Source organism: Arcicella aurantiaca (assembly GCF_003148625.1).
GTDB lineage: Bacteria > Bacteroidota > Bacteroidia > Cytophagales > Spirosomataceae > Arcicella > Arcicella aurantiaca.
Genome location: NZ_QGGO01000004.1, coordinates 103,560 through 127,298, shown reverse-complemented (window position 1 = coordinate 127,298; position 23,739 = coordinate 103,560). Strand labels below are relative to the sequence as shown.

Genomic DNA, 23,739 nt, shown 5'->3' with positions numbered 1-23,739 from the left:
TTTTTGTATTTACGTTTTACGGAGGCAGAATTGCCCTATCTATTTGATTTTAAGAACACATCCTATCATATTCAAAAAGTTTACTACCTCATGGCAGAATATAAAAACGTCGAAAAACCTTTTTTAACTAAATTAACCGCTTTAGGTTGGCAAGTAATAGACCAAGGATTTGGTGGCATACCTAAAGACCCCACTAAAAGTTTACGTGCTAATTTTAAGGAAGTTACCTTGAAAGAAATCTTCAAAGCAAGTATCAAAGAAATCAACAAACATCAGGGCGAAGCATGGCTAACTGATAAGCAACTCGAAGATATTTATCAGGAAATAACTGCCCACGAACGTAAACATACCTCTCTGTTAGAAGCCAACCGAGCTGTTTTTGAAATGCTAACGGGCAAAACCAAAATTACCGTTGCCGAAAACGAATACACAGGCGAGAAGAATCCAATCGTAAAACTAATAGATTTTGAGCATTGGGATAATAATACCTTCATTGCCATCAATCAGTTTAGAATTGTCACCACAGGCGGTCCTCGAGAAGGCATCATTCCCGATATTGTTTTGTTTGTGAATGGTTTGCCATTTGTCGTGATTGAATGTAAAGATGTAGATGTAGCCGACCCAATCTCTGAAAGTGTTAATCAATTAAGGCGTTATTCCAATACCCGAGACAGTGATTTTGGCATTGTAGAAGGGGAAGAGAAACTCTTTCATTATAACCTCTTCACGATAGCCACTCATGGAGAAGAAGCCCGTGTAGGCACCATTACGGGTGATGCAGAGTATTACCTAAACTGGAAAGATATTTTTCCAGAAGTGTATAAGTCTATCGACATCAGTACCTACACAGAAGAAGAAACCTTGCGTTATCGGGAAAACGGTTTATTGAAAGACCCGAAAGTTAGGCAAGAAGTGATGATTCACGGAATGCTCAACAAAGAAATACTCTTGGATGTGCTACGCCATTTTACGCTTTTTATGGAGGTAAAAGAAGGGGTTGTCGTAAAAGTAGTATGCCGTTATCAGCAGTTTAGAGCCGTAGGTAAAATATTAAATAAGCTTCGTAGCGGACACACAGGAAACGAGCGGTCGGGCGTAGTTTGGCATACTCAAGGGTCTGGTAAATCCTTAACCATGGTGTTTTTAGTGCGTAAACTTCGCTCACAAGCAGACCTCAAAGACTTTAAAGCCATTCTAACCGTTGACCGAGCTGATTTAGAAAAGCAACTATCAAAAGATGCCAGACTTACCGAAGAGTTTAAGGACAAAAACATTGTGAACTCCCGTAAGGAACTGAAACAAAAGCTAAGTGGTGACAGCTCAGACCTGAATATGGTGATGATTCACAAATTTGTAGAAGACGAACTCAAGCACTCGGCAAGTTTAATGAAAGCCTACGTAGAAGAAGGTGAAGTGCCTGAATTTAAGCCCTTTGAAGTTGTTAATAAATCAGACCGAATAGTATTGTTAATTGATGAAGCCCACCGAACCCAAGGAGGCGACATGGGAGATAATTTATTTGCGGCCTTCCCGAATGCTGCCAAAATTGCCTTTACGGGTACACCTTTACTAACAGACCGCCACAAGCAAAAGACCCACGAGCGTTTCGGAGGGTCAAAAGACTTCATTGATACTTATAAGATACGCCAAGCGGTAGATGACCGAGCCACCTTAGATATTGTATACATCGGCAAAACCACCACCGACCAAATTAAAAACAAAGAAGCTTTTGACAGAGATTTTGAAGACGTATTTAGCAAACGAACAAAAGAAGAAAAAGAGGAAATCCAAAAACGCTATGGTACTATGCAAGCCTATCTTGAAAACATGGATAGATTGCGTAAAATCTCAAAAGACTTAGTAAATCATTACATTGATGAGATTTTACCAAATGGCTACAAAGCGATGGTAGTAGCCAGTTCAATATTGGCAGCCGCACGTTATCAATATTTGATTTTGGAAGCAGTAAAAGAACGGTTGAAATTGGAAGAAAGCAAAGAAGTACGGGATGAGCAACTCATAAAGCAAATTGCTTTTATTGAAGCTTGTACCGTAGTAACCATGCAAGACAACAACGAAGAAGCCTTCATTAGTGCCGCCAGAAAGAAAGCAAAAGAGATGAATGCCGTTGAAAACTTCAAAAAGGACTTTAACTACAAAACGGATGAGACGGGTAATTATCTGAAACCAGAAACAGGCGTAGCGTTTTTGTGTGTCTGCGACCGTTTATTAACAGGTTTTGATGCACCTATTGCTCAAGTGATGTACTTAGATAGAAATATCCGAGAACACGACCTATTACAGGCAATTGCCCGAGTAAACCGAACCAAAGGAACAAAGTCGCACGGTATTTTGGTGGATTATTATGGCGTATCAAACCATTTAAAAGAAGCCTTAAATATTTGGGGAGCAGAAGATGAGAAAGATATTAAAGAGCTTTTGGAGTATTTCAGGGACATCAATAAAGAAATTCCCGTATTAGAAGCTCGTTACAATCGAATGATTCAACTCTTTGAAGATAAAGGCATTAAAGAATTTAGAGCATTTGTTGAGCAAACGATGAGTGATAAAAAAGCAGAGTTTGATTTAGCAGAACGCTGTATCACTTTAGCCGAATCCGTTTCATTTCGGGCTCAATTTGATACTTATCTAAAAGCCTATTTTGATAGTGTTGATTTACTCTTTAATACCCGAATAGCTAAAGATTACTATGTACAAACAAAGCGTTTTGGGTACTTATTAGTTAGAATTAAGAACCGTTATAAAGATGAGAGTTTAGACTTAAAATGGGCAAAGCCCAAAGTAAGAAAGTTGATTGACCAGTATCTCGAAACTTTGGGAATTGATAGTAAAATACCACCAGTGAGTTTACTATCTGATGATTTCTTTTCAGAACTTAATAAGCTTGGCGGACACACGCAGTCGAAAGCTTCAGAAATGGAACACGCTATCAGAAGGCATATTAAGGTAAATATGGAAAAAGACCCAGGGCTTTATCAACGTTTCTTAGAGAGATTACAGCAAATAATAGAACGCTATAAAGGTAATTGGGCGAACCAAGTAGATGAATTTACCGCTTTGCATAACGATATAGCCAAAGGACGAAAAGAAGATAAAGAAGAAGGACTTAACGAACAGGAACTACCTTTTTATGATTTGATAATCATGCGTGCTTATGAAGAAGGAACAACTGTACCAGAAGAAGATAAAGAATTAATAAAAAAGTTAGTGTCACAATTGGTTGAAATCTTGCAAGAAGCAATCAATAAACCTGATTTTTGGAAAGGAAGAGAATCCGAGATTAGAAAACTAAGAGGAGAAATAGATGATATGTTTGACTTTTCAGAAGTGGATGCACTTTCAGAGAACCACGAAAAGTTAAGTACAGAAGTATTAAGTTTAGCAAGTAAACGTCATCAAGAATTATTAAGCAAATAGAAAATGGTTATTTGGGGTATTGATATACAAATCACAAAAAGCAATAGAAAAACAGTGAGTATCTATGTGGAAAGGGATGGCACTGTGGCGGCTCTTGTACCAGAGTATTTGACCGATGAAGAAGTCATTGAAGTCATCAAAACCAAAGAGTATCAAATACACAAAAATCTTGCTCAGTGGACTCAACTGAACGAAGCAAAAGTAGAACGAGAATACGTGAGTGGCCAATCCTTTATGTATTTGGGACGTAATTATCGTTTACGCTTGGTGGATGAGAAACTTGGCGAAGTAAAGTTGAAAAATGGGTACTTTCTATTGAGTAGGCAAGAAAAACTGAAAGCTAAAGAGTTATTTGTTGAATTTTATAAATCGAAATTGAAAGAAAAAATTTGGCCAATTATAGAGCGGTACAAAGGACAATTGGGTGTGAAACCGCAAGAGTTGAAAATCATGGAACTCCAAAATAGGTGGGCATCCTGTACCTTGAAGGGTAACGTGAATTTTCACTGGAAATGTGCAATGGCTCCAATAGACGTTTTGAATTACATTGTGGTACACGAGTTAGCCCATATTATTCATCCTAATCATTCGTCTGAATTTTGGAATACAGTCGATAAAGTTATGGCAAATTATGATAGTCAAATAAAGTGGCTAAGGATGAATGGTGCAGGTATGGACTTATAAATAAATATTTAACTAAATGGAAAAAATACAAAATTTACCTATTGATTTTTTTGAAAAAATTGAGTTATCTACTTTAAACTGCATGACAGATAAGTATGTCATTAAATCAAAAGAATATCACATTTTTAGTTGTGAGAATAAGTTTAGGGGTATTAAGCAGTCATCAAATAACGGTGGAATTCCTTTTTTTATGACACATCAAGAATTGTTTGATACTGCCTGCTTGATTTATGAAAAAATGTACCAAAGTCCTCCCGAGTATCTTTATTATTCGGAATTATCTACTATTTGGCGGAATTAAGGTTAGGCTTCTCCGAAGCCCGTAATTCGAGGCTATTCTTGTGCTACAAAGGTTGAATTTCTCCGAAATTGTGTCGATTTATACCTCGGAGAGGTTCAACCTTTGTAGAATATAGTGAAAATTCTCGTACCCACTTCGGAGAAGTGTAACCTTAAAAGAGTCCGCCAAATGGTAGATAATTCCGATCATTTTAGACCTGTAAAATGGCTTGCAACAAACTTAAATATTCCCGTAGAAATGGTATATGAGAAGAAGTTTTCTCAACAAAGTATCTATGGAATGTATAAGGAACAAGTAAAGAAAGAGTTTTTCCAGAAAAGCCAAAAGTCTATCCCCGATAACTATGTCTTGATTATTGATGAAATAAATAGAGGTAACGTATCTCAGATATTTGGTGAATTGATTACGCTTTTGGAAGAAGACAAAAGGATTGATGCTGAAGATGGAATGCCATTAACTGTTACTTTACCATATTCTAAAAAAACATTTTCAGTACCCAAGAATCTATTTATCGTTGGTACAATGAATACTGCCGACCGAAGTGTTGAGGCATTAGACACAGCTTTACGAAGACGATTTAGTTTTCAAGAAATGACTCCTAATTATGACTTAAATGAATTGAATTACGAAGTTATTCCAGGGGTATCTGCCAATGAGTTACTCAAAACTATTAACAGTCGCATTGAAAAACTATTGGATAAAGACCATTTAATAGGGCATTCTTTCTTTATGAATAGGTCTGGCGGTAGCCCTTTAAATAATGTAGTTGATGCTTTTTATAGGAATATTATCCCATTATTACAGGAGTATTTCTTTGGTGATTACGGTAAAATCGGCTTAATATTAGGGCAAGGTTTTGTAAAACTAATGGAAGCAGAGAATGAGACAATTTTTGCAAAATTCGACTACGATATTGAAACCAGAGACGTATATGAAATTATAGACCATCGTGGTAATCACAACACTTTTAAAGTAGCAATCAAACAATTAATGAATAGAAATTGATTAAGGCATCTGAACATATTACGGTCTTTGAACACGAAACAATTCGGTTTGACAAAGGTGAAAAAAGGATAACAAGAGAGCTGTATGAGGCTTTACAGCTTTATTATGGCAAAGGAGTTCCTTACTTCCGACTTTGCTATAATGGTATTCAGTTTTGTGAGTATGTAGGTGTAATTCAAGTAGGGAAAACAGTAATAGAAATCTTGCCCAAAGCTGATAAGAATCCTAATTTAGGGCAGGATGAGCAAAAGTGGAGAGATGTTCTTATAGGGATGCTACGGGTAATAGGTGTATTTGATATTCATTCAACGAGCAATAGCCACTTGAATATCAAATCAAATACAATACTTGACCTTTACTTTGAATTGTTTCTTAAAGAGGTTGAATTTTTAGTACACAGTGGACTTGTAAAACAATATCGAAAGAAACAGGGTAATCTGACAGCATTAAAAGGAAGCTTACAATTTGGGAAGCACATTCAACATAACCTTGTGCATAAAGAGAATTTCTACGTGAGCCATAACACTTACGATGTTGACCATTTGCTTCATTTTATACTTTACAAAACGATTTGTTTAATTAAACAGATTAATACCAACGTATCGTTACAAAGTAGAATAGGCTCATTATTATTGAATTTTCCAGAGATGCCAGACGTAAAAGTTACAGAATCAACCTTTGACAAGCTTGTATTTAACAGAAAAACTCAAAAATATCAGAATGCAGTTGAAATAGCTAAGTTGTTATTGTTGAAATACCACCCAGATATAAGCAAAGGACAAAATAATGTTTTAGCCTTAATGTTTGATATGAATGTGCTTTGGGAGCGATTTGTTTATGTAAGTCTTAGAAAGGTTATTGGTAGAGAGAATACGATAACTTCCCAAACAACTAAGAGTTTTTGGAAGCCCCAAAACGGTAACTATTCAAGTATTAGACCAGATATTGTTATTAATTACGATTCAGAACAATGTGTTGTCTTGGATACTAAATGGAAAAATCTCGGAGGTACAAAACCCTCTCCCGACGATTTGCGGCAGATGTATGTTTATCACGAGTATTTCAAAGCAAAGAAAGTTGCTTTAGTATATCCAAGTAATATGTTTAACAGCATTGGAGGTGTATTTTCTCGTTTGAATGATAAAGAAACTTTTGAAAAGTCGTGTAGTGTAATTGGCGTAGGAGTAGGAGATAATATCACTATTTGGCAAGAAGAGATAGCTAAATATATTAAGAATTGGATGGATGATAAGAGTAATAACTAATGGAAAGACGAAAACTATTCAGTACTATCAGTGAAATAATATAGTATAAGAAACGAATCAAGTTGTTGAGGACTTCAATTATGAGATAGTGAAAATATATAATGATGGTTAAGTGCTTGCATAACAAACCATAATCTTATTTAACCGTTTGTTCTAAATTCTCTTGCGTTCAATTAGAATTTATCTATTTTTGTTTAAAAAATCTACCAATGTATCAACCAGGATTACACCTTATTTGTGACTGTCTTAGTAAAGAAACCACAGCTTTGTCTAACTATAAAGCTTGCCAAATACTGCTTGACCAACTAATTGAAAGTGAAGGCTTATCAAAGGTTGGAGAGGTTTATCATAATTTCCCTTCGGGTGGTTTTACGGGAGTAGTTTGTCTAACAGAATCACATATTTCCATTCATACATGGCCTGAATTTGGGCGTATTACTTTTGATGTTTTTCTTTCTAACTACCAGAAAGTCAATAATCAAATAGCTCATAGAATTTACGCTAAACTCATAGAATTGTTCAACGCCAATGTCATTGCTTCTCATGAGATTAACCGCTAATCAACTTTATCGTTATGACCAAGACCATCAATGTGGTGGTTGCTCGTCGTTACGCAGCATTACGAAACATGAGACGATAAACTTGGTGTGTAAATCGTGTGGTACTCTTCATGTGATACAAAAAAGCATTGTCTATGATGGTGAATTTCGAGTTGATGAAGTCCATAAAAATAAGTTTCAAAAGGGCAATTCTACCATTCCTGTTGGTACTAAATTAGTATTAAAAGGCATTAATTTTGAAGTTGTTGGAGTGCTAAAAAAAGCAGAAGGAAATGCTTATACATGGCAAGAGTATTACTTGTACAATACCAAGGTAGGTTATCGTTTCTTGACTGAATATCAGGGGCATTGGATTTTCTTAGAAGAAATTGTTGATAAAAAACACATTAAAGAGCAACCTTACGATAACGAAGCCGTTTACGACCATGAATATTATCGTCTGTTTAGCGATTACCACGCAAGTATAGAAAGTGCCAATGGAGAGTTTCCGATAAACTTGCTCAAAGTATCTAAAACTTTGGTGAAGGAATATATTTTGCCTCCATTTTTAATAACATCGGAAAAAGATGATGATAAAAAACATTGGTTCAAAGGAGAATACCTTCCCACAGAAGAGCTTGATGAGGCTTTGCAAGGTAAAATAATCCTACCAGATTCGTTTGGTATAGGCGTTGTAGAGCCTTATAAGCCAAGAGTTTGGTTTACTGAATTAATGCAAATTAGCGTTGTTTCAGTGGCAATATTATTCTTTATCCATGTGTTTTTTTCAAAAAGTGAATTGGTGTTTGAAAAGAAGTTTTACAGCGAAACAATTAGTGAAATGCGTAATGTGGGTAGTGGTTATGACAGCTCGAAGGTCTATATTTCGCCAAGTTTTCAATTAAAAAATGGGAATGCTAATTTAGAATTTACGCTTGAAGCGAACGTTGATAATAATTGGCTTGAAACAGATATTGTTTTAGTGAATGATAAAACGGGTGACGAATATAATGTGTCGATGGGAGTAGAGTTCTACTCAGGTGTTGAAGGTGGTGAGTCTTGGACTGAAGGTAGTAAAGAAACCGATTCTATGATTGAAAAAATACCAGAGGGGTTATATCACTTAGAGATTTCTCCCTCTACAACGTATCCAAATTTAGTGTCTAATTTTACATTGAAGGTGCATCGGGGAGTGGCGGTTTATGGTGGTCTTTTCATTATTTTGCTTTTACTCTGTATTTACCCAATCATTAGCTACTATCAGGAAAAAACTTTTGAGTATCGTCGTTGGCAAGTGAGTGACAATACTCCTTTTGAAGAAGATTCTTGGTTGGGCGTTTTTTAATCAAAATTGAATATGAAAATCAATAAGCAAGCACCCGAAAAAATTACTTACATTGGTGTCGTAGCTCTTATGTTATTCTACTATGGGTATTGTAGATATAATGGTCAAGGCTTATTTTATTTCATGGATTCTCATCCTGAAAAATGGTCGCCACAAGGTGCAAGTAATGGATTTCATCATAAATAAGTATTTAAATAGGGGTAGAGTTTAGTTGTTGGGCATTAGTGTTGGAACTCCCTATTAATCAGCATATTGCAACATAGTTAAACATAAACTAATTCTTAACGAATACTTAGCAGTCGAAATATTATGGTTTTCGGCTAAACCTTTTACCACAAAAACATGGAAAATATCATTCACCTAAAATCTGTTGTTGACTCAATTCTTTTCTCATTTATCGGTATTTGTATTTTGGTGATTTCTTTCGTGATTATCGAAAAAATAACGCCTGAGAATATCTATAAACAGGTGGTGGACAGAAATAATACAGCTATTGCCATCATTTTTGCCGCTTTTATTATTGCCATTGCTATCATCATTAGCTCGGCTATTCACGGATAATTATGCCCATACTTCTATTATTCGCCGTTTTTGTCATTGCTACTTGTGGACTTATCTACGAGCTTATTGCGGGAACACTCGCCAGTTATTTGTTGGGTGACTCCGTGACGCAATTTTCAACTATTATTGGGGTTTACTTATTTTCCATGGGCGTTGGTTCTTATTTCTCGAAGTTCGTTGAGAAAGAACTATTGGCATGGTTCGTGAAAATTGAAATCTTAGTGGGTTTAGTAGGCGGAACAAGTTCATCAATTTTGTTTTTGGTATTCGATAAGGTGGCTTCTTTCCGAATCATTCTTTATTTCCTCATCGGTCTTACGGGTGTTTTGGTAGGTTTAGAAATACCCCTATTGATGAGAGTATTAGAAAAAAGCAAGTTTGAATTTAAAGAAATTGTTTCTAAAGTTTTCACCTTCGACTACATCGGAGCGTTGTTGGCTTCCGTACTTTTTCCCTTGCTTTTTGTACCTTACATGGGGTTGATTCGTACCTCGTTTTTCTTTGGCGTTTTCAATACCATCGTTGCCTTAATTGTCTGTTATCAATTTTCGGATGAATTAAAGAATAAAATTGCTCTAAAAATATCCGCTTGGTCGGTGTTGGTTCTGTTAGTAATTGGCTTTATACTTTCCGATAAAATTATGTCGTGGTCAGAATCTATGGCGTATCAGGACAAGATTATTTTTGCGAAATCAAGCCATTACCAACGTATTATTTTAACTCGGAATAAACGAGAATTGAAACTATTCCTTAACGGAAATTTGCAGTTTAGTTCAACTGATGAATACCGCTATCATGAGGCATTGGTTCACCCAGGCATGGCAAGCCGACAAGCTATTAAAAATGTGTTGATTTTAGGTGGTGGAGATGGTTTAGCGGTGCGAGAATTATTGAAATATCCTCAAATTCAACACATTACTCTGGTTGATTTGGATACTTACATGACGGATTTATTCAAGAAAAATCCGCTACTTACTACGCTAAATCAAGGTTCTTTGACTAATCCTAAAGTAAAAGTTATCAATACTGATGCCTTTCAGTGGGCAAGAAATACCAATGAGCAATTTGATTTTGTAGTAATTGACTTTCCCGACCCTTCTAATTTCTCCGTTGGAAAATTATACACTAATACTTTTTACCGTGAAGTTTGCAAACTAATGAGTCACGAAGCCGTTTTGGTGGTACAATCAACATCGCCGTATGTTGCTCCAAAGTCGTTTTGGTGTGTTAATAAAACGCTTCAATCAGTCGGATTACTAACGCAACCTTATCATTGTTATGTGCCTTCATTTGGAGAATGGGGCTATGTTTTGGCTTCAAAATCGGCATTTCACGTAGCCGAAACTTATGTGCCAGACTTGAAATTTTTAAACAAGGATTCTTTCAAACAAATGGCTTATTTTCCGAAAGATATGCAGTCAGTTCAAACAGAAACAAATAAATTGAATAACCAGATTTTGGTACATTATTTTGAAGAAGAATGGGGAAAGGTGCAATGAAAAACAAGCTGACACGTAAAACATTCTTACTCCGTTCTTTGGCAGGATTAGGAGCTTTCTTTGGATTGTCGTGGGGAACAAAAGCAATTTTAAATCCTATAAAACCCACCATTAAAGGGCGAATATTGGGAGCTAATCATCAAATAGGACATTTATTAAGAAATTTATCAAGTCCTCAAAAAGCCGAAGAAAAGCAAAGCGAAGAAATCATTGAAGTACCCATTTTGATTGTGGGGACGGGGATTGCTGGACTAAGTGCCGCTCGAAAATTACAGAAAGCGGGTCACAAAAACTTTCTTTTAGTGGATTTAGAAGACCACATTGGCGGAAATGCTGATGCAGGGAAAAATGCAACAACTGCTTACCCTTGGGCAGCTCACTATTTGCCTATTCCTAATAATGAAGACCAAGAATTATTGGCATTTTTAGAAGAACACAATATCATAACAGGCTATAATTCAAAAGGTTTACCCATTTATAATGAATATCATCTATGTCAATCACCACAAGAACGACTCTTTTTGAAAGGACGTTGGCAAGAAGGATTAATTCCAAACTATGGTATTTCAGAAATTGATAGAAAACAGATAAGTAGCTTTTTAGCTTTGATGAATAAATATCGTCAGGAAAAAGGTACTGATGGACGTTGGGCTTTTGATATTCCTTTGGCGTTGGCATCAAAAGATGAAGTGTTTCAACAATTAGATAAGATTTCAATGACTGACTTTTTGAGTCAGCATAATCTTGACTCTGAATATTTACTCTGGTACGTAAACTATTGTTGTAGAGACGATTATGGCATCACGAGTGCCAATACTTCTGCTTATGCTGGTATTCATTATTTTGCAGCGAGAAGAGGAAATGCTGACAATGCTGAAAGTAACGCAGTATTGACTTGGGCAGAAGGAAACAACTTTTTAGCAAAAGCCTTATCAACCGATTTCAAAGATAAAATCAAGACTAAAACACTGGTAACGCAAGTAAATTGGAATAGTGATGGAGTAGAAGCTACCGCTTATGATTGGGATAAAAATGTTTCAGTGAAAATTAAAGCTCAGCGAATTATTTTGGCTACGCCACAATTTGTCAATCAGCGAATTTTACCAAAAGAGTCCATTCAAATATCCACGGATTCATTTCAATACGCACCTTGGTTGGTTGCCAATATCACCGTTAACCAAGTACCGATTGAAAGAGATGGTTTTTTATGTTGGGATAATGTGGCGTACAATTCCAATTCATTGGGTTATATCAGTGCCACGCATCAAGAAGTAAGTCGGGAAACGGATAAATGGGTACTCACTTATTATTTACCTTTATCACATAAATCGCCCGTAGAAGCACGTAAAGAGGCTATTAAGAAAATTTATGAAGAATGGACGGAGGAAATTTTAATGGATTTAGAAAGTTTTCATCCTAATATAAGAGCAACAATTGAAGAAATTAACCTTAAAATTTGGGGACATGGTATGATTGCTCCAATGATTGGCTTTCTTTCTTCTGAAAACAGAAAATTAGCTTCCAGAAATATTGATAACCGAATATTCTTTGCTCACAGCGATTTGAGTGGAGTTTCTATTTTTGAAGAATCATTTTATCAAGGTAATCGAGTAGCCGATGAACTACTACCATATTTATCAATTTCATGACAAAACAACCTTGGATTACAAACGCAAAGACTGATTTATTATTCATCATTGCCCCAACTTTTGTGGCATTAGCACTTGCTTTTGTTTTTGCTCAGTCTTATTTTTTCCATGAAACAACGCCACTCTGGGCGTGGGTAGTTTTTGTATTATTGATAGATGTTGCTCATGTTCATAGTATGCTTTTTAAAACTTATTTTGATGCTGGAAGCTTTCAAAAACATAGAATCCTTTATACGCTCACTCCCTTACTTTGTTACTTCGCTTTTGTCTCAATTTATTGGCTTGGTGGAAGTGAATGGTTCTGGCGGATTTTAGCGTATTTAGCTGTATTTCACTTTATAAGGCAACAATATGGCTTTGTTCGCTTGTACAATCGACAACATAGTCAGTCAAAATATTTAGATTTATTTGATGAAATTACCATTTATGGAGCGACTGTTTTGCCGATAATTCATTGGCATCTGAATTCACCAAGAGAGTTCCTTTGGTTTGTTGAACAAGATTTTCTCTCATTTCCTAACACTCAATATTTATCAATTATTAATTGGATTTATGCTGGATTAGTCGTGCTTTATATATTCAAGGAATCTTATAGTATCCTTAATCATCAAGTAAACATCCCTCGCATTTTACTGATTGCAGGAACAATGGCTTCTTGGTATTTTGGAATCGTTTACTTCAATAACGATTTAATTTTCACCATTCTGAATGTTGTAGCTCACGGCGTACCGTATATGTGCTTAATTTGGGTTGACCTTCATAAGCGAAAAGGGCAAGTAAAAGGATTTAGTAGGCTTGTATTCAATAAAAATGGGTTATTTTTTTTCATTATTATCATTATTTTAATTGCCTATTTTGAAGAAGCAATTTGGGACGCAACCCAATGGCGGAGCTACGATACACTTTTTTCTTGGGCTTATTGTTTGCCTACTACGTTTTCAACGATGTCTTTGTCGTTCTTAATACCTTTGTTAGCCCTTCCGCAAGTAACTCATTATGTTTTAGATGGTTTTATTTGGAAGAAAGGTTTTGAATGATAGGTAAACGTCAGAATTTGAATGATTTAGTATTATTTTTCATTGCTGTTTAAAAACCCCATTTTGAACACAAATAACTGCATTCTGAACACATCCAAACTTTTTCAACTTCAGACCTTTGTACCTCACAAATAAACAAAGCGATGAATAATAAATTAGAAAACAAAGTTGTATTGGTGATGAGTGTCGAAAAACTTGCGAGTGAATTAAATGTAACATCATCATATTTTAGTGATATGCTCATAAGTTTGACGGGACAAAATACGCAGCAACATATTCATAACAGATTGATTGAAAGAGCAAAAGAGATTCTAATCACAACTGATTTAACCGTAAGTGAAATCGCTTATCAATTAGGATTTGAATACTCGCAATCCTTCAGAATACTATTCAAAAATAAGACTAATTTAACACCCATTGAGTACCGACACAGTTATAATTAGGGGTGGTATTTATGTTTTATAGAGAATCAAGATGAAATGTCCAGTTTTTTAATTAAAAAACTGGACATTTTATATATTTAAAAGGAGGAACATTTAGATTAAAATATCCATTTTGAATTTTGAAAAGTGCATCCTGATGCACTTTTTTGCGTTTGGTATAAATTTTTTCTTATATTTATACAAATAAACGCAATATATTGCACAAATGAATAAGGAGCTATTAGGGAAAAATATAAAATATAGAAGGAAAGTCTTGAAAGTTCGGCAGGAAGATTTAGCCGAAATTTCGGGTGTAGCTCTTCGTACTGTTGTTTCTATTGAACGTGGAGAAGGTAATCCATCTTTAGAAACATTACTCAAAATTGCAGAGGTTTTAGGTATGGAGCTTCAATTAAACGTGAAATTATGAGAAAAGCAATTGTAAACTTTAAAGGAATGCCAGCGGGTATTGTAGAAGAAAATGAAACAGGATTTGTTTTTAGATACGATGATGATTATTTCCACAATCCTACACAAAGAGCTATAAGCCTTACTTTGCCTAAAACTCAACAGGCTTATTATCACACTTCGCTTTTTCCTGTTTTTTATAATATGCTACCAGAGGGTGCAAACAAAGAAATACTTTGTCGTGTTTTGCGAATTGATGAAAATGATTTCTTTGGCTTATTGCTTGCTACGGCTCAATACGATACCATTGGGGCAATAACCATTACACCAACCAATGACTGATTTTACCTTATCATGCTGTCCATCAACTCTCAAGGAGGGTTTTGATACTTTTAGCCCATTAGCATTAAGAAGGCTTTTTGGAGGTAAATCTGTTAATCATGTTTTACCTTTTACCTTGGAGTATTCGGCTAAAATTACCTCCGAAGTTCAACGTGTTTCTATTTCAGGAGTTCAAGAAAAGGTATCTCTTTTGCTGGAAAGGAACGAACTAAAACCCGTAAAAGAAAATGAACATGGGCAGTATATTCTGAAACCCATTCCCAATAGTCGTTTTAGAGCAGTTAATGAAATCCCTGCTAATGAGCATCTTACAATGCAAATAGCCAAACAAGTTTATAAAATTGAAACGGCTGAAAACTCCTTAATTTTCTTTCCAGACAGTAGTCCTGCTTACCTGACAAAACGATTTGATTATCAGCAAAATAATGGAAAATTAATGCTCGAAGACTTTGCTACGTTGTCAGGTAAATCCAAACTAAAAGGAGGTAGTACGCTCAAGTATGAAGGTAGTTATGAAGACATGGCTAAGCTCATTAAGAAAAGTGTAGTTGCTTATCCCGTTGAAATAGAAAAGTTTTTTCGGTTGGTGTTATTTAATTATTTGTTTTCTAATGGCGATGCTCACCTGAAGAATTTTTCATTGATCGAAACTTCCAGTGGCGATATGGTTTTATCACCAGCGTATGACTTACTGTGTACCCGCTTACACGTGAATGACTCGGATATGGCAACGTCAGACGGTCTATTTTCTGAAGATTTTGAAACAGAATCCTTTCAAGCAAATGCTTTTTATGCGTATGATGATTTTCTGGCTTTTGCCATAAAAATTGGCATTAATCAAAAAAGAGCAGAAAAGATTCTCCAGTTTTTTCAGCGAGACCATTCGCAAATACACGAGCTGACAAGTAATTCTTTTCTCTCGGAAGAAACTAAGAAAATTTATACTGATTTATATTTCGACAAGCTGAAGCGGTTGAGGTACTCTTTTTTGAAAGATTGAGGGTTTATCTCTAAAAAGGTTTTCATATCTTTGGCTCAAAGAAGACAAGTAGCTCAGCTTGGAAGAGCATCTGCCTATCACGCAGAGGGTCGTAGGTTCGATGCCTGCCTTGTCTTTTTTCTTCTATATGAAGAATGTAGTTTAATAGGAAAAACACAAGCTTGCTAAGCTTGAAATTTGGGTTCGATGCCTGACATTCTTCAACTCTTTACGACTTATCCCAATGAATCAATACAACTTTAGTGAAGAAGAGTGGAATACTTGTGTCAAAGTGTTAACTGCATTGAAAGAAAATCCTTTTGATAACCCAGATAATCAGCTATTTAAAACCCTCATTACTGCTATCCATAAAAAAGCAAAAAAGGAAATTCGTCAGATTGAAAATGATACTAAGCATTCTGAGGATATAGCCAAACTCACACAAACTACTATTGTGGATAATGCTCATAATAATGTCACTTTATATTCACATGAGCCTCTCTCTTCGTTTCAATTTACCGAATTAAATCACCCTCAAAGATGCTATTGCTGTGGTTCAAATTATACTACATTGCATTTTTTCTATCACAAACTTTGTCCAGATTGTGCAAAATTTAACTATGCTCAACGGCAAATAGAACCCAATTTCAAGGACTATCAAGTTATTATTACTGGTGGTAGGGTGAAGATTGGGTATTCAACGGCTCTTAAATTTTTGAGAGCTGGTGCCAATGTTTTAGTTTCAACTCGCTTTCCAGCGTTGGCATTAACACAATTCAGTAAAGAGGCTGATTTTACTAATTGGAAGGATAATTTGACACTCTATGGTTTGGATTTACGGAATATTAAGGCGGTTTATGAATTTGTTGAATTTTGTAAAAATACGCTCCCTTGCGTTGATATTCTCATCAATAATGCGGCTCAAACTATCAAATATACCCCTGAATATTATCACCCACTGATTCAGCGAGAACAGCAAAACTTACTTGATTTTCATAGTCAAAAGCTAATTGAGAATACTACGCCCGTAGTGCTAAAACAAGAACAGTTATTGGAATCAGCCAGTTTGAGCGATTTTAAAGTCAATCGTTTTGGGCAACCCGTTGATTATAGAGCTGTCAATAGTTGGAATTCTAAATTAGAGGAAGTAGGTTTAGAAGAGTTGTTGGAGGTGAATTTTATCAATCATATTTCTCCTTATATCTTAATTTCTGAATTGAAGAGTTTGATGGCTAAAAGCTCGCTGAAAGAGAAATTTATTATCAATGTTACGTCGTCAGAAGGTCAGTTTAGTTATGCGAATAAAACTATCTATCATCCACATACTAATATGACTAAGGCTGCACTGAATATGCTCACAAGAACTTCAGCGGCTGATTTTGTAAAGAAAAATATTTATATGAACTCGGTTGATGTAGGTTGGATTTCGACTGGTGCAAATGAAGAAAAACGTTCAAGACTTTTTGAAAAACTGAGTATTCCACCGCTTGATTCGGTAGATGGTGCCATGCGTATCATTCACCCAATCTTAGCAATACAAGAAGGAAATACTTCACTTTACGGAAAATTACTCAAAAACTACAAAGAAGTAGAATGGTAAACTAATCAATAGATTTCATCAGTTTTTTTATTTATCTTGCTTTTGAAATACACTTAAAAGCATCAAAATGAATAATTACTTTTTGATGATGTTAACCGCAATCAGAGAGCGAGAAGAAGTTATTCTCTACGATAATATTCTTCAAACATCTGAGCAAGAACAACATCAAGTTATAGACTATTTAAGTCAGGTTTATCACCAAGAGTCATTAGAATATCCGCACCAAATCCCACCGTTTGACGCTCACGCTGGACTATGGGCAGCCAATACGCTTTATGTCTCGGCTCAACTCTTACTTTATCGTAAGAATAGTAACGATGACCTGTCAGCATTACTTCCTCATTTTATGTATCCCAAAACGCCTTCGGCAGTTCTTTCTGCGGATTTGTCGCTTCGTTTTTTACCCGATGTTATCACTCACTTGGATAGAATTAATCCCGAAGATGAACTTATCCCCATTTTAGAAAATCATCTTTATTCATGGCATTATTCTGGCATTAATTACCCTTTGTTGGTTGAGAAACTTGATTTTACGATTGAACAGTCTGACCGATGTCTTCAACAATTATATGCCAATCGGATTATTAAGTACCAAAGAAAACCATTAGCCGAAACCATTGCATTTTCGGAAATCGTAGGGGCTTCATTAGGAGATTATCGTAAGAGTTTTTGGGTGAATTATTAAAACGTTTAAACAAATAAGTTAAGTTTTATGAATGCTATTGATAAGTTAAATCAAGTATTGTCCTACATCAAAGGGTCTTTTATCGGAAAGGATGAAATCGTTGATTTATTAGGAATTAGTCTAATTGCGAGAGAAAATGCTTTTTTATTGGGGTCTCCTGGTACAGCTAAAAGTGCTATTATCCGAATGCTATCCAATGGTATTGAGGATGGGAATAATTTTGAATATTTACTAACTCGTTTTACCGAGCCAAATGAAATTTTTGGACCATTTGACATTCGTAAATTGAAAGATGGAGAACTCATTACCAATACCGAAGGCATGATGCCAGAAGCATCAATGGTATTTTTGGATGAAATTTTTAACGCTAACAGTGCTATTTTGAATAGCTTATTGATGGCATTAAATGAACGAGTGTTTAGGAGAGGGAAAGAAACTCGGAAACTACCTGCCTTAATGTTTGTGGGGGCGAGTAACGTATTGCCCGAAGATGAAACGTTGAATGCTTTGCTCGACCGTTTTTTAATTCGTGTGAAATGTGATTACGTAAATCCAGATTTATTAGAAAGCGTATTAACCGAAGGTTGGAAGTTACAACGAGATGATAATGCCCCCATGCCAACCATTACGCCAGCCGAAATTAAAGAACTCCAACAGTTGAGTAAAACCGTTGATTTAATGCCTATTCGTAAGCAATATGTAGATTTAATCCATAATTTACGGAATACAGGTATTAAAATATCGGACAGACGTGCCGTAAAAATTCAGAATTTATTGGTGGCATCAGCTCTGATTTGTGGAAGAACAGAAACCATTATTTCTGATTTATGGGTAATGAAATACATTTGGGACACCGAAGAACAAATAGAAATTTTGGCGGGTATTATTGACGGAGTTATTGGCAAAGAAGCTGTTCCACAAAGTCATCCGCAGGCTTTATTTAACAAAGTTCCTAACAGTGAAGAACTAATAAAAGAGGTCGTTTTATTAACCGATAAATGGGAAAATAGCGGTTTGTCTTTCGAGGAACAAAACGTGATTAAAGATAAATTACGCTACGTTCAGAATAGAAGCGGATGGATTAAAAATCAAGAACATAGACAACATATTCAACAAAAAATAGAATCGTTATGGCACAAAATACTTCAAACGATATAAACTATTTTTTGGCTATCGACGAGAAACATCTTGATTTTTTAGGGAAAATCAGGCATTGGGCTAACCTCAAAATGGCAATGGAAGATAATTTTTGTTGGGTTAAAGACTTTACCTATGAGCAAATAAATGCTCTGGACGTGAAAACGATTCCCTACAAAACGATTTATTATTCTCAAGAAAATAAACTGTTCAAGCAAGATAGTTTACTGCCAGAGCGTACAATCCCGATGTTGTTGTGGACTCCTATTGAAAGAGCTTTATCAATTGAATTGCCAAGTTATAATTTTAATTATTTTGGAGTCAGCAACCAAGTTTCGATAAAACTCGTTCAGTCAGAACAGGAAAAGCCTGTGCTGGGAATGTTGGTTGAAAGGAAGACTTTAAAAGAATATATACAAAATGCACCTGCTATTAGACTTCAAAAGCTGAAATGGACTATTCTTGATGAGTCAGCAGTTTTTATCATTGGAGAACCTAATTTACCAATTCAAGGAGAAGGATTTTGGAAGAATGGAGACTTCTTTTTACCCATTGGTTATGATTTTGAACTGCCTATTTTAACCAACGTATTAAGCCTGCTAATTGACCCCAATCATCGAAATCATATAGTTTACGGTTTGGATAACCAGTATTTTTTAATGGGGAAACATGATTTTCAACCACTTTCAATAAGTTCATTCAGATTGAGTTTTTATAACCTATGACACTTTACGAATACTTTCAATCAACCAATAATTACTTTTGGCAATGGGAATACGATGCGGATTCTGAGGGCTTTAATGTCATTGGAATTCCAGAGGGAAATACCATTGTGTATAAAGATATGGTGATAGATATAATGGATAAGTTGAGTCACCAAGGGACACCTCCATTTGGTGTTTTATTGTTGTTATTAATTGCTACTAATCCCAATGGAGAAGAAGACATAAAAAGAATTGATAGAAAACTGACAGATTATCTCATCTATAGTCAAAATACAAAAAATACTAACATTGTATCCACAGTGCTGTCAATGGCTACTCAGTTTTTGTATTTAATAACGCAATTACCAAAAGAGTATAAAATAGGAGCAAACAGAATTTTGTTATTCCAAACTTTACTCCAAAAGAGCCATAATAAATTGGGGTATCAGAAGATTCGTCCGATTGTAAAGGCGATGCAATCAAAAAGTTATTCCGAAGTAGAATTACTTAAAGTCATAGAATTTAATGAGTCGATATTTCTGAAGGATTTTAGAATTGTAAGTTTATTAAAAAAACACTTTGACAATGTTGATGATATTATGTCAAAAATGGGCGACCTTTTGCCTATTGAAGAGGAATTGCTCACTGAAAATACGGATACAGACGAAATACCGAAGCTTGATTTTGTTGAAGAACTCATTGAAAATACAAATACTTTTCACGTTGGTACACTTTTGAAGAGAATTTGGTCGGGATTGAATGTGCCTTTTCATAATGTATTGCCGAGTCAACAACCCATTGGTGGTGTTTCAGATTTAACCAATAAAGGCAATTTTGATAGGCTTTTAATTTCAGAATTTGCTAACGATGATATTGTTTTTCTATCCAGAATTGCCAATAATGAAGCTTTATACATTAACCGAGAAGTGCCGCCACAGTCGGAAGATTTAGAAAGAATTATCTTGATAGATGTTTCTATTAAAAACTGGGGAACGCCCAAGTTGCTTGCTCATGCCCTATTGTTGGCTATTGCCAAACACCCAAAATCAAGTATTCATTGTACTGCCTATGCAGTTGGCGAAACCTATCAACCACTTAATTTTGATACGATTCACGAAATCATTAAAGGGGTACAATATTTAGAAGGCTGTTTGGAGGCGAGTAATGGTTTAACTGCTTTTTTTAACGATAATCCAGCGAATAAAAACAATGAAATATTTTTCATTACGACAACCGATGCAGTAAAATCTGCCGCCGTGCAAAAGGTATTAAGTGATAATCATTCAGCGATAAATTATTGGATTTATACGGATGCCGAAGGTAAAATTGACTTATTCAAAAGACAACATAGTAGCCGAAAGCATATCCAGACACTCAAATTACCATTAGAGGAATTATGGACAAAGAAGCCTAAGAATGATATAATGAAGGTTCCAGAAAAAGTGGAAAATAAACCTACATTTTATAACATCTTATTTCCTAAACAAAGGAAGGTGAGGTTTTCATTATCAACCACTAATAGTAAGGTTTATCACATTGCTCACGATTGTTTATTTGAGGAACGAGATAGCGAATACTTAAATAGAGGTTGGGAGTTAATTAGTGATGATATTCCCAAAGCTCAGGCATTTGAGATTGGATTAATGTCAAATAATGAATTAGTCTTACTGTGTTATGCGGATAATAAAAAAGAGATAACATTAATCAACTTTACCACTAAAATTAGAAAAAGTATTTCATTTGACTGGAAGGGGTCACCACATAAACATTTTGTTTTTGATAAGGATATTTTTCATTTTGCAACATATCCTCGAAATTATCATATAGCATTTGTAGATGGTGAGATACAGATTTCAAAAACTATGGAATACTCATATACTAAGCTATTTAAAGATAAATTTGAGGTAAATGCTGAACTGAGACTTAGAAATATTCATATTTCCAATACCTTGACCAACATCAACAGAGTGTATATCAATGCGAAGGGAAATTTGACAATAAATAATCATGAATACGTAATTGTTCAAGGAAATCAAATTAAACTTATTATATGTGGTGGTTTTTCATCTTCCGTTCAAGAAGTCACTATACAAAGTAATGAGAATGTTGTATTTCCTGTTGAAGCACAAATGCAAAGTAAAGATTACTTCGTTTTTCCCAATGGTTATTCTGTAACAGTTAATCGTTTAGGAATTTTGATTTTATCATATTTTGATAGTACCAACAATCGTGATGAAAAGATTTTCCTTCCAACTGTAATGGATAATCAACTTGGAGTAGCTTCCTATATACACTTTTCTGGGAATACTTTTTATAGTAGAAGAACTGACTTTGAAGGAAGACAAACAATGAAAGAACAAGACTTTTGGGATAAATACATAACACCTTTCATCAAAGACATCATAGATTATGAAGTTAACCATAGAACCATATCATCAAAATAATTATCCTCTCGGTGGTATTTTGATACAGGGAAATCAGCCTCATAAATGGCTGTCTGAAATTCAAGCAATGGGTTTGTTATTAGAAAATATTATAGCATATCCTATTCCAGCGACTACTCCCAACAGTGTTTGGGGGTGTTTTTTGATGGTTAATTTAGAAAAATATAAGGTTGATATTCGCCTAAATACATTCGTGCAGGTGATAAATCAAGTGTTGTATCTGCCCGAAAAAACTACTTTGTATCCAAGCCTTTCTAAACACGATATTGATAAATTGTTCCTGGATAAACCTGCTATTTTACATCCAGCTTTTGGTTTAGTGGAATTGTCAGAACCCATTAATTGGTTTGAATTAGTGATAAGTCCCACGCAAAAAGCAACACATTGTCGTCGCCCTGCTGATGCCGTTTTTATTCCTAAACGAATTAGCAGTTTTCAAATAATGCCGACTTCTGTTGAAGAAACTTTGCAACAGTTGGAAGAAAAAATATTTCCTCAGCAGAAAAATTTTGAAGACCAGCCACTAAATGTTTTTGAGAAGACAAAGTTGTTGCTGTACAAGCAATTATTTGACAAAAAAGCAAAGATAACAGAAACAGAATCCGCAGATTATCAAGAAAAACCTTTATTCTCGCTATTCAAATCGGTACTGAATATCTTTTCAAAGAAGGAATCTGAAATTACAGAATCCATGAAAGAAGACTTTGCTTCCTTAGAAAAGCGAAATCAAAAATACCTTGATAAGTTGTTGGAGATGTTCCAGAATAATTTGGAGGAAGCTTTAAAATATGCTATTCCACTCGACGAAGGTACATCGAGAGGCAGTAATTCAATAAGAGGAGCTGATTTTTCAATGCGTTGGAGTAACTTTTCTTTGTTTGGAAACAACGATAGTTCGGTAGGTGGAAGTACATTTTTTGACAATGATGGATACTTTAAATTGCAAAAAGAATATGCTGAAGCCGCACAGAAATTAATCCAACAAAAGCAGTATCACAAAGCCGCTTTTATTTTCATGAAGCTCCTGAAAAATCCTTTTCAAGCAGCAAAAACATTGGAAGATGGGGGGCTTTACAAAGACGCTGCATCAATTTATCTGAAGTACGTCAAGGATAAAAACAAAGCGGCCATTTGCTACGAAAAAGGCAATATGACCGTTGATGCGATTGAGCTTTACAAAGAATTAAATCAAAATGAGAAAGTAGGTGATTTATATGTAAGTATCAATCGTCAGAAAGAGGGATTTGTCTATTATCAAAAAGTAGTGGATGAATATAAAAATAGCTACCAATACGTAAAAGCTTCGCTACTGTATAAAAACAAAATGTTTGACGTAGAATCTGGACAAGCCCTATTGTTGGATGGTTGGCGAAATCAGCGAGATGCTTTTAATTGTTTGAACAACTACTTAAATAACATTCATCAAGACTCAACTCGTTGGCAAGAATTAGTGAGCGTATATAAAGAAGACGTTTCTCCTCAAAACCATGATATATTCCTTAATGTGCTAAAATATGAATTTGAGCGAGATGGTGAGTTTTCTGAAGGTATCCGAGATATGGCGTATGAGGTAATCACCAAACAACTTAAAACCAACCCAAGTGTTGTTTCTGAGCTGAGGACTTATAATAAAAAAGATAAGCAATTGGTGAAAGATACCATGCGGTATAAGTTGAATGTTGTAAAATAGGAGGA

The 23,739-nt window shown here is 35.2% G+C and carries 21 protein-coding genes, 2 tRNA genes and 1 pseudogene; all 24 read left to right on the top strand.

All coding sequences use genetic code 11. The features are described 5' to 3' along the window. Positions 1 to 90: 90 nt before the first annotated feature. The 24 genes and pseudogenes from LV89_RS05015 (at position 91) to LV89_RS04910 (ending at position 23,734) form a co-directional block, all read left to right on the top strand. Complete coding sequence (locus tag LV89_RS05015) at positions 91 to 3,438, top strand: type I restriction endonuclease subunit R (RefSeq protein ID WP_109741779.1); 3,348 nt, start codon at positions 91 to 93, stop codon at positions 3,436 to 3,438. Between the two features lie 3 nt (positions 3,439 to 3,441). After that, the gene (locus LV89_RS05010) at positions 3,442 to 4,122 is read left to right on the top strand and encodes a M48 family metallopeptidase (protein WP_109741778.1); all 681 of its coding nucleotides are present in this window, start codon (positions 3,442 to 3,444) and stop codon (positions 4,120 to 4,122) included. Positions 4,123 to 4,138: 16 nt separating this feature from the next. Next, the gene (locus LV89_RS05005) at positions 4,139 to 4,423 is read left to right on the top strand and encodes a hypothetical protein (protein WP_109741777.1); all 285 of its coding nucleotides are present in this window, start codon (positions 4,139 to 4,141) and stop codon (positions 4,421 to 4,423) included. A gap of 168 nt (positions 4,424 to 4,591) precedes the next feature. Continuing rightward, positions 4,592 to 5,428 carry an McrB family protein gene (locus LV89_RS05000; RefSeq protein ID WP_109741776.1) on the top strand — a complete coding sequence of 279 codons (837 nt, stop codon included), beginning with the start codon at positions 4,592 to 4,594 and terminating at the stop codon, positions 5,426 to 5,428. Next, positions 5,425 to 6,693 (top strand): McrC family protein, encoded by a 1,269-nt coding sequence (locus LV89_RS04995; protein ID WP_109741775.1) that lies wholly within the window; start codon positions 5,425 to 5,427, stop codon positions 6,691 to 6,693. The genes LV89_RS05000 and LV89_RS04995 overlap by 4 nt, the downstream gene beginning before the upstream one ends. 209 nt (positions 6,694 to 6,902) lie before the next feature. Continuing rightward, a complete protein-coding gene (locus tag LV89_RS04990) occupies positions 6,903 to 7,253 on the top strand; it encodes an S-adenosylmethionine decarboxylase family protein (protein WP_109741774.1) in 351 nt (116 codons plus the stop codon). Further along, positions 7,222 to 8,577 carry a DUF4178 domain-containing protein gene (locus tag LV89_RS04985; protein ID WP_109741773.1) on the top strand — a complete coding sequence of 452 codons (1,356 nt, stop codon included), beginning with the start codon at positions 7,222 to 7,224 and terminating at the stop codon, positions 8,575 to 8,577. Before LV89_RS04990 ends, LV89_RS04985 begins: the two co-directional genes overlap by 32 nt. Positions 8,578 to 8,589: 12 nt before the next feature. Next, positions 8,590 to 8,763, top strand: coding sequence for a hypothetical protein (locus tag LV89_RS25025; RefSeq protein WP_158279512.1), 174 nt, complete (start codon positions 8,590 to 8,592; stop codon positions 8,761 to 8,763). A gap of 156 nt (positions 8,764 to 8,919) precedes the next feature. After that, positions 8,920 to 9,138, top strand: coding sequence for a DUF350 domain-containing protein (locus LV89_RS04980; RefSeq protein WP_109741772.1), 219 nt, complete (start codon positions 8,920 to 8,922; stop codon positions 9,136 to 9,138). Between the two features lie 2 nt (positions 9,139 to 9,140). After that, positions 9,141 to 10,637 (top strand): polyamine aminopropyltransferase, encoded by a 1,497-nt coding sequence (locus tag LV89_RS04975; RefSeq protein ID WP_109741771.1) that lies wholly within the window; start codon positions 9,141 to 9,143, stop codon positions 10,635 to 10,637. Next, entirely contained in the window at positions 10,634 to 12,286 is a 1,653-nt protein-coding gene (locus LV89_RS04970) for an NAD(P)-binding protein (protein WP_211321148.1), read from the top strand. The genes LV89_RS04975 and LV89_RS04970 overlap by 4 nt, the downstream gene beginning before the upstream one ends. Next, positions 12,283 to 13,323, top strand: coding sequence for a hypothetical protein (locus LV89_RS04965; RefSeq protein WP_109741769.1), 1,041 nt, complete (start codon positions 12,283 to 12,285; stop codon positions 13,321 to 13,323). The genes LV89_RS04970 and LV89_RS04965 overlap by 4 nt, the downstream gene beginning before the upstream one ends. A gap of 203 nt (positions 13,324 to 13,526) precedes the next feature. Continuing rightward, positions 13,527 to 13,766: pseudogene (locus tag LV89_RS04960) on the top strand (helix-turn-helix domain-containing protein); the annotation flags it as partial. 205 nt (positions 13,767 to 13,971) lie between these two features. Continuing rightward, a complete protein-coding gene (locus tag LV89_RS04955) occupies positions 13,972 to 14,175 on the top strand; it encodes a helix-turn-helix domain-containing protein (RefSeq protein ID WP_109741767.1) in 204 nt (67 codons plus the stop codon). Then, on the top strand, positions 14,172 to 14,495 hold the full coding sequence (locus tag LV89_RS04950; RefSeq protein WP_109741766.1) for a HipA N-terminal domain-containing protein: 324 nt from the start codon (positions 14,172 to 14,174) through the stop codon (positions 14,493 to 14,495). The genes LV89_RS04955 and LV89_RS04950 overlap by 4 nt, the downstream gene beginning before the upstream one ends. After that, the gene (locus LV89_RS04945) at positions 14,488 to 15,495 is read left to right on the top strand and encodes a type II toxin-antitoxin system HipA family toxin (protein WP_109741765.1); all 1,008 of its coding nucleotides are present in this window, start codon (positions 14,488 to 14,490) and stop codon (positions 15,493 to 15,495) included. The genes LV89_RS04950 and LV89_RS04945 overlap by 8 nt, the downstream gene beginning before the upstream one ends. Positions 15,496 to 15,537: 42 nt before the next feature. Beyond that, positions 15,538 to 15,611, top strand: a tRNA-Asp gene (locus LV89_RS04940). A 13-nt stretch (positions 15,612 to 15,624) separates the two neighbouring features. Continuing rightward, positions 15,625 to 15,698 (top strand) — tRNA-Ser (locus tag LV89_RS25020). Between the two features lie 20 nt (positions 15,699 to 15,718). After that, positions 15,719 to 17,074 (top strand): SDR family oxidoreductase, encoded by a 1,356-nt coding sequence (locus LV89_RS04935; RefSeq protein WP_109741764.1) that lies wholly within the window; start codon positions 15,719 to 15,721, stop codon positions 17,072 to 17,074. 67 nt (positions 17,075 to 17,141) lie between these two features. Continuing rightward, the gene (locus tag LV89_RS04930; protein ID WP_109741763.1) at positions 17,142 to 17,759 is read left to right on the top strand and encodes a conflict system bpX4 domain-containing protein; all 618 of its coding nucleotides are present in this window, start codon (positions 17,142 to 17,144) and stop codon (positions 17,757 to 17,759) included. Positions 17,760 to 17,786: 27 nt separating this feature from the next. After that, positions 17,787 to 18,917 (top strand): AAA family ATPase, encoded by a 1,131-nt coding sequence (locus LV89_RS04925; protein ID WP_109741762.1) that lies wholly within the window; start codon positions 17,787 to 17,789, stop codon positions 18,915 to 18,917. Continuing rightward, complete coding sequence (locus LV89_RS04920) at positions 18,890 to 19,621, top strand: hypothetical protein (protein ID WP_109741761.1); 732 nt, start codon at positions 18,890 to 18,892, stop codon at positions 19,619 to 19,621. The genes LV89_RS04925 and LV89_RS04920 overlap by 28 nt, the downstream gene beginning before the upstream one ends. Then, entirely contained in the window at positions 19,618 to 22,044 is a 2,427-nt protein-coding gene (locus LV89_RS04915) for a hypothetical protein (protein ID WP_109741760.1), read from the top strand. Before LV89_RS04920 ends, LV89_RS04915 begins: the two co-directional genes overlap by 4 nt. Continuing rightward, positions 22,010 to 23,734: a bpX3 domain-containing protein gene (locus LV89_RS04910; RefSeq protein ID WP_109741759.1), complete on the top strand. Its 1,725-nt coding sequence runs from the start codon at positions 22,010 to 22,012 to the stop codon at positions 23,732 to 23,734. Before LV89_RS04915 ends, LV89_RS04910 begins: the two co-directional genes overlap by 35 nt. Positions 23,735 to 23,739: the final 5 nt, after the last annotated feature.